The organism is Actinosynnema sp. NPDC059335, assembly GCF_042752395.1.
In the GTDB taxonomy this organism is placed as follows: Bacteria; Actinomycetota; Actinomycetes; order Mycobacteriales; family Pseudonocardiaceae; genus Actinosynnema.
Window position 1 is genome coordinate 1 of sequence record NZ_JBHYXZ010000085.1, and the last position, 4,846, is coordinate 4,846.

General features: G+C 73.9%; 4 protein-coding genes. 3 read left to right on the forward strand and 1 reads right to left on the reverse strand.

Annotated features, from left to right (window positions below; translation table 11 throughout):
* Positions 1 to 130: 130 nt before the first annotated feature.
* Positions 131 to 1,075, forward strand: coding sequence for an acyltransferase domain-containing protein (locus ACFXGA_RS24625; RefSeq protein ID WP_378091487.1), 945 nt, complete (start codon positions 131 to 133; stop codon positions 1,073 to 1,075).
* Between the two features lie 301 nt (positions 1,076 to 1,376).
* A complete protein-coding gene (locus ACFXGA_RS24630; protein WP_378091489.1) occupies positions 1,377 to 1,691 on the forward strand; it encodes a hypothetical protein in 315 nt (104 codons plus the stop codon).
* 192 nt (positions 1,692 to 1,883) lie between these two features.
* Here the strand turns inward: ACFXGA_RS24630 and ACFXGA_RS24635 are convergent, their stop codons facing one another.
* Positions 1,884 to 3,065 (reverse strand): S8 family peptidase, encoded by a 1,182-nt coding sequence (locus ACFXGA_RS24635; RefSeq protein WP_378091491.1) that lies wholly within the window; start codon positions 3,063 to 3,065, stop codon positions 1,884 to 1,886.
* 478 nt (positions 3,066 to 3,543) lie between these two features.
* Here ACFXGA_RS24635 and ACFXGA_RS24640 point away from each other — a divergent pair.
* Positions 3,544 to 4,846: serine hydrolase domain-containing protein (locus tag ACFXGA_RS24640; RefSeq protein ID WP_378091493.1), on the forward strand; the 1,303-nt coding region annotated here is incomplete at its 3' end.

Consider the following 4,846-nt stretch of genomic DNA (forward strand, 5'->3'; position numbering starts at 1 on the left):
CCGCGCCGGCGCGCGCCCCCCCCCCCCCCCCCCCCCACCGACCGTGCACACGGCATGCGGACCTCGGTGTCGTCCGATCGTCCGTCCGGAGGCGGGGGTGTGGATCGGCCTGGCTGGTAGGGTCGCGCGCGTGGACCTGGACGCCATGGCCGCCCGGCTCGGGGTGCCCGTCGAGGACGTCGAGCGCGTGCACCGGCTCGCGGGCGACCTGCCCTCGGCTCCGCTGCCCGCCAAGTCCGACGCGTCCGCGCTCCTCGCCCGCCTGGCGGTGCGGCCCGACGACGCCGCCGAGATCATCGCCGGCTGGCCCGATCCCGGATCTCCCTGGTGGACCCCGGAGTTGCGGTGGCTGCTGGACCGCTCCACCGCCCTGGTCCGCGCCGATCTCGGAGGGTACGGCTGGCTGGTGCCCGGTCCGGAGTTGCCGCGTGACCGGGGTCCCGCTTGGCGGCACCTGTACGTGTACGCCTACCTGGCGTTGGTCGAAGTCGTCGTGGGGTATCACCGCGACCACGGCATCCCCGAGTCCGTGTCGTACGCGACCCTGGCGGACCTGGGGCGCAACCTCGCGGTCGACCGGAGGATGCGCGGCGAGGGCTGGCCGGTCATGCAGAGCTGGCTGACCCTGCACGCGCGCGGCGGCGTCTACGAGCTGGGCCGGTTGCAGTTCCAGCGCGGCGACACCACGCTCGACCTGCACGTCCCCGAGTCCGGACCGCTGACCCCGCAGGCGGTCGAGGCATCGCTGGACCAGGCCCGCGCGTTCTTCCCGCGCCACTTCCCCGACGAGCGTCACACGGCGTTCTCCTGCGGCTCGTGGCTGCTCGACCCGCAACTGCTGGACTACCTGCCCGAGGACTCCAACATCGTCCGGTTCCAGCGGAGGTTCGAGCTGGAACCCTACGAGCAGCCCGAGGGGATCGACGCCGACGTCGAGGTGCTGCGGTTCGTGTTCCGCACCTTGACCACACCGCTGGACCAACTGCCGCGCCGCACCGCGCTCCAACGCGCGGCCGTGGACCACCTCGAGGCCGGCCGCCACTGGCAGTGGCGCCGCGGCCGGTTCCCGATCTGACCGGAGCCACTTCGCCCGGTCCGCAGTCCTGCCCGCAGTCCTGCCCGCGGGTCGGGCCGGTCGAGCCGTGAGCATCCCGAAAACCCGTTGACCGCGGTCGGCCGGCTGCACATCATGGCCGACATGCGGCAGTGACCAGTGACGACCAAGAGGCCGACGGCGGGTTCGAGCACCTCCCCGCCGCCCTCCGCCGTGCCATGCGAAACCCGCACCGCGTGATCGGTGCCGGCCGCACACCACCGGTCCCGAGGCAGTGCACCGCACCGCGCCTCCCGCACGAGCACTGGAGTCCACGAAACCCATGAGCGAACTCCGCCGTACCGCCCCGCCCGCCGAACGCCCCGAGCGCGTGTTCCTCTGGCTGGCCGACGACCTCGTCCCGCGCACCGCACCGGGCGTGCCCACCCGCGAACGCATCCACGTCCCGCTGCTCCAACGCGATCGGCGGCGGCTGTTCGAGGGTGACGAGCACGTCCACGGCCCGTCCTCGCCCCGCCGCCGCCACGCCGCCCGACAAGGCCACGTCCGGGCCCGGCGGGAGCGGCACCTGGGAACCGGGGCCCGGCACGCCGCGCTGCGCGCCCGATCGCGGGGTCGAGGCCGCGGTCAGCTGTGAACCGCGGGTCCGATGGTCGGCCGGTCCCTCTTGCGGGGCCGGGGCTGTCGTTTCCTTCCTGCGCTTCGCGAAGGGGTGACCACCGTCCCGGCGGCTGCGGCGGGGCACCGGGATGCTCAACGTCTCCAGGCACAACCGGGAGCGGGGCCCCGGCGCGCGAGGCGGGGCGTCGTCCCCGCGCGCCGGGGGAACTCACAGGCCGTTGGTGAACAGCAGGCGGTTGACCGTGCCGCCCGTGTCGCCGCCGGCGATCACGTTCGGCGTGGCGCCGGCGTTCAGCCAGTTGTGCACGGTGGCCGACGACTGGTCGCCGAACCGCTGCTTGTACAGCGCGGCCACGCCCGTCACGTGCGGCGTCGCCATGGAGGTGCCGCTCATCGTGCCCGAGCCGCCGGTGCGCACGGTCGAGACGATCAGGTTGCCCGGCGCGTAGAGGTCCACGCACGCGCCCGTGCTGGAGCTCGCCGACCGGACATCGGCGCTCGTGGACGACGCCACCACGCTGGCCGTCTCCACCTTGCGCGGCAGGCGGTCGCACGAGTTGCCGCCGGTGTTGCCCGCCGAGGTGGCCAGGAAGACGCCCGCGGCGATCATGTTGCGGATCGCGGTCTCCAGGCTCGCCGAGGCGGTGAAGTTCCACGACGTGTTCGCCACGGCCGGCTTGGTGTGGTTGGCGGTGACCCAGTTGATCGCGTTGAGCGCCGACGTGGTCGTGGCGCTGCCCGAGCAGTTCATCATCTTCACGCCGTGCAGCCGCACGCCCTTGGCGACGCCGTAGGTGGCCGAGCCGACCGTGCCGGCGACGTGCGTGCCGTGCCCGTGGCAGTCGGTGTTGTCGGCGTCGATGCCGTTGTAGTCGAACGTGGCCCGGCCGCCGAAGTCCGCGTGGCCCGGCGTGATACCGGTGTCGATGACGTAGGCGTGCACGCCCGCGCCGGTGTAGTTGTAGGTGTAGCTCTTGGACAGCGGCAGGGCCGTCTGGTCGATGCGGTCGATGCCCCACGACGGCGGGTTGGCCTGGGTCGCGTCGAGCGCGTCGGTGACCAGCACGTCCTGCTCGATCGTCACGACCGCCGGGTCGCGGCTGAGCTTGCGCAGCTGCGCCGGGGTGAGCTTGGCGGCGAACCCGTGCAGCGCCGCGTCCCAGACCCGGGTCGGCGTGACGCCCGCCGTGGCGGCCACGCTCGCGCCGCTGCGGGCCGTGGCGCCGAGCAGGACGATGTAGGAGTCCTTGATGGGGTGGACGGTCGCGGACGCCGTCGCGGTGACGATCTCCGCCTGGTGCGGCGGTTCGGCCGAGGCGGCGGTGGTGGCGAGGCCGGCGACGGTGGTCGCGGCGGCCAGGACGAAGAACGTTCGGGGGAAGGGACGCACGGTCGGCTCCTCCTGGAGAACCGGGACGAGTGCGCCCCGACGCAGGGTTGACGGGGTCGACCTCTCACTCGCCCGAGTCCAGACATGCAGCCTGACCAGCGCTTATGTTCCCGGTCAACGGGGTTCGGTCGAACGGCCGCCCGCTCCTTCACGCTCGGTGGAGATAACCGACAACTGGTAATGGCCGGTTCGCTCCGGCGGGCGCTTGTCCACCGCTGTCCGGGCCGGCGGCGGCCGGGGACGCCGATCCCCGGTCCGGACGACGAGCGGTGCCGGGCTGGGATGCGTGCCGTGCTCGGCCACCGCGACGAGCACGCACCGGTGAGGACGGAACCGGTCACAACCGGCCGTCGGCCGTGAGCGGGTGGCGGGTCAGGCCGGGGAGCCGTAGTGCCGGGACGCGCGCTCCTCCCCCGGCGTCGGCCTGCGGGCTACGGTCGTCGCGCGCTGGGCGACGTGCGGACGGAGGGGGAGGCGGATGGCCGCCGGTGGCTTGTCGTCGGGACGGTTGGCGCGGGTGCGGGAGGTGTTGGAGCGCCAGGTCGAGTCCGGTTTCGTGCCCGGTGCGGTGGCCGTGCTCGCCCGTCGCGGCGAGGTGCGCGTCGTGGCGACGGGCACGCTCGCCTTCGAGGGCGCGGGGTCGGGGACGCCGATGGCGGCCGACACGATCTGCCGCCTGGCGTCGATGACCAAGCCGCTCGTCGCCGCGTGCGCGATGACGCTGGTCGACGACGGCACCCTGCGCCTGGACGACCCGGTCGACGACCTCCTCCCGGAACTGGCGGACATGACCGTGCTCGCCGATCCCGCCGGGCCGCTGGACCGGACCGTGCCGGCGGAACGGCCGATCACGCTGCGGGACCTGCTGACGTACACCTTCGGCACCGGCGTGATCCCCACCGGGCCCGGGAAGATCCCGATCGCGGACGCGTTGGGCGCGCTCGACTACTCGTCGCCGGACGAGTGGATGCGCCGGTTGGGCGCGCTGCCGCTGGCCCACCAGCCGGGTGAGCGCTGGATGTACGACACCGCCTCCAACGTGACCGGCGTGCTCATCGCCCGGGCCACCGGCATGTCCTTCGGGGAAGCGTTGCGCGAGCGCATCTGCGACCCGCTCGGGATGAAGGACACCGCCTTCAGCGTGGCCGGCGGGGACTCCGACCGGTTCGCGACGGCGTACCGCCGCGACCACGCCGACACCGGCGAGCCGGTGGTCGAGGACGGCCGCGACGGGCGGTGGAGCCGGCCGCCGCCGTTCGAATCGGGTGGCGGCGGGCTCGTCTCGACCGCCCAAGACTTCTCCGCCTTCGCCTCGGCCCTGCTGGCCGGCGGTTCCCACGGCGGCGAACGGGTGCTGTCCGGGCCGTCGGTGGCGCTGATGACCGGCGACCGGCTGACCGCGGCGCAGAAGGCCGTTTCCGGGTTCTGGCCGGGGTTCTTCAACGAGATGGGCTGGGGTTTCGGGGTGTCGGTGCTGACCCGGCCCAGTCGGCTCGGCCCCTCGGCCGGCAGCTACGGGTGGTCCGGCTACTACGGCACCGCCTGGTACAACGACCCGGCCCGCGACCTGACCGCGCTCTTCTTCATGCAGCGCGGGCACGCGGGCGACCAGAGGCTGCCGATGTGGCACGACCTCTGGAGCGGCCCCGGCCAGGAGGGGGGGCCCGGGACGCCCGCGCCCGCCGCGGCGGCGCCCGCGGGGGGCCCCGGGCCCGCGCCCCACGCCTCCGGCGCGGCCTCGGTGACGGCGTCGGTGGCGGGGGTGTCGCCCGTCGCCACGC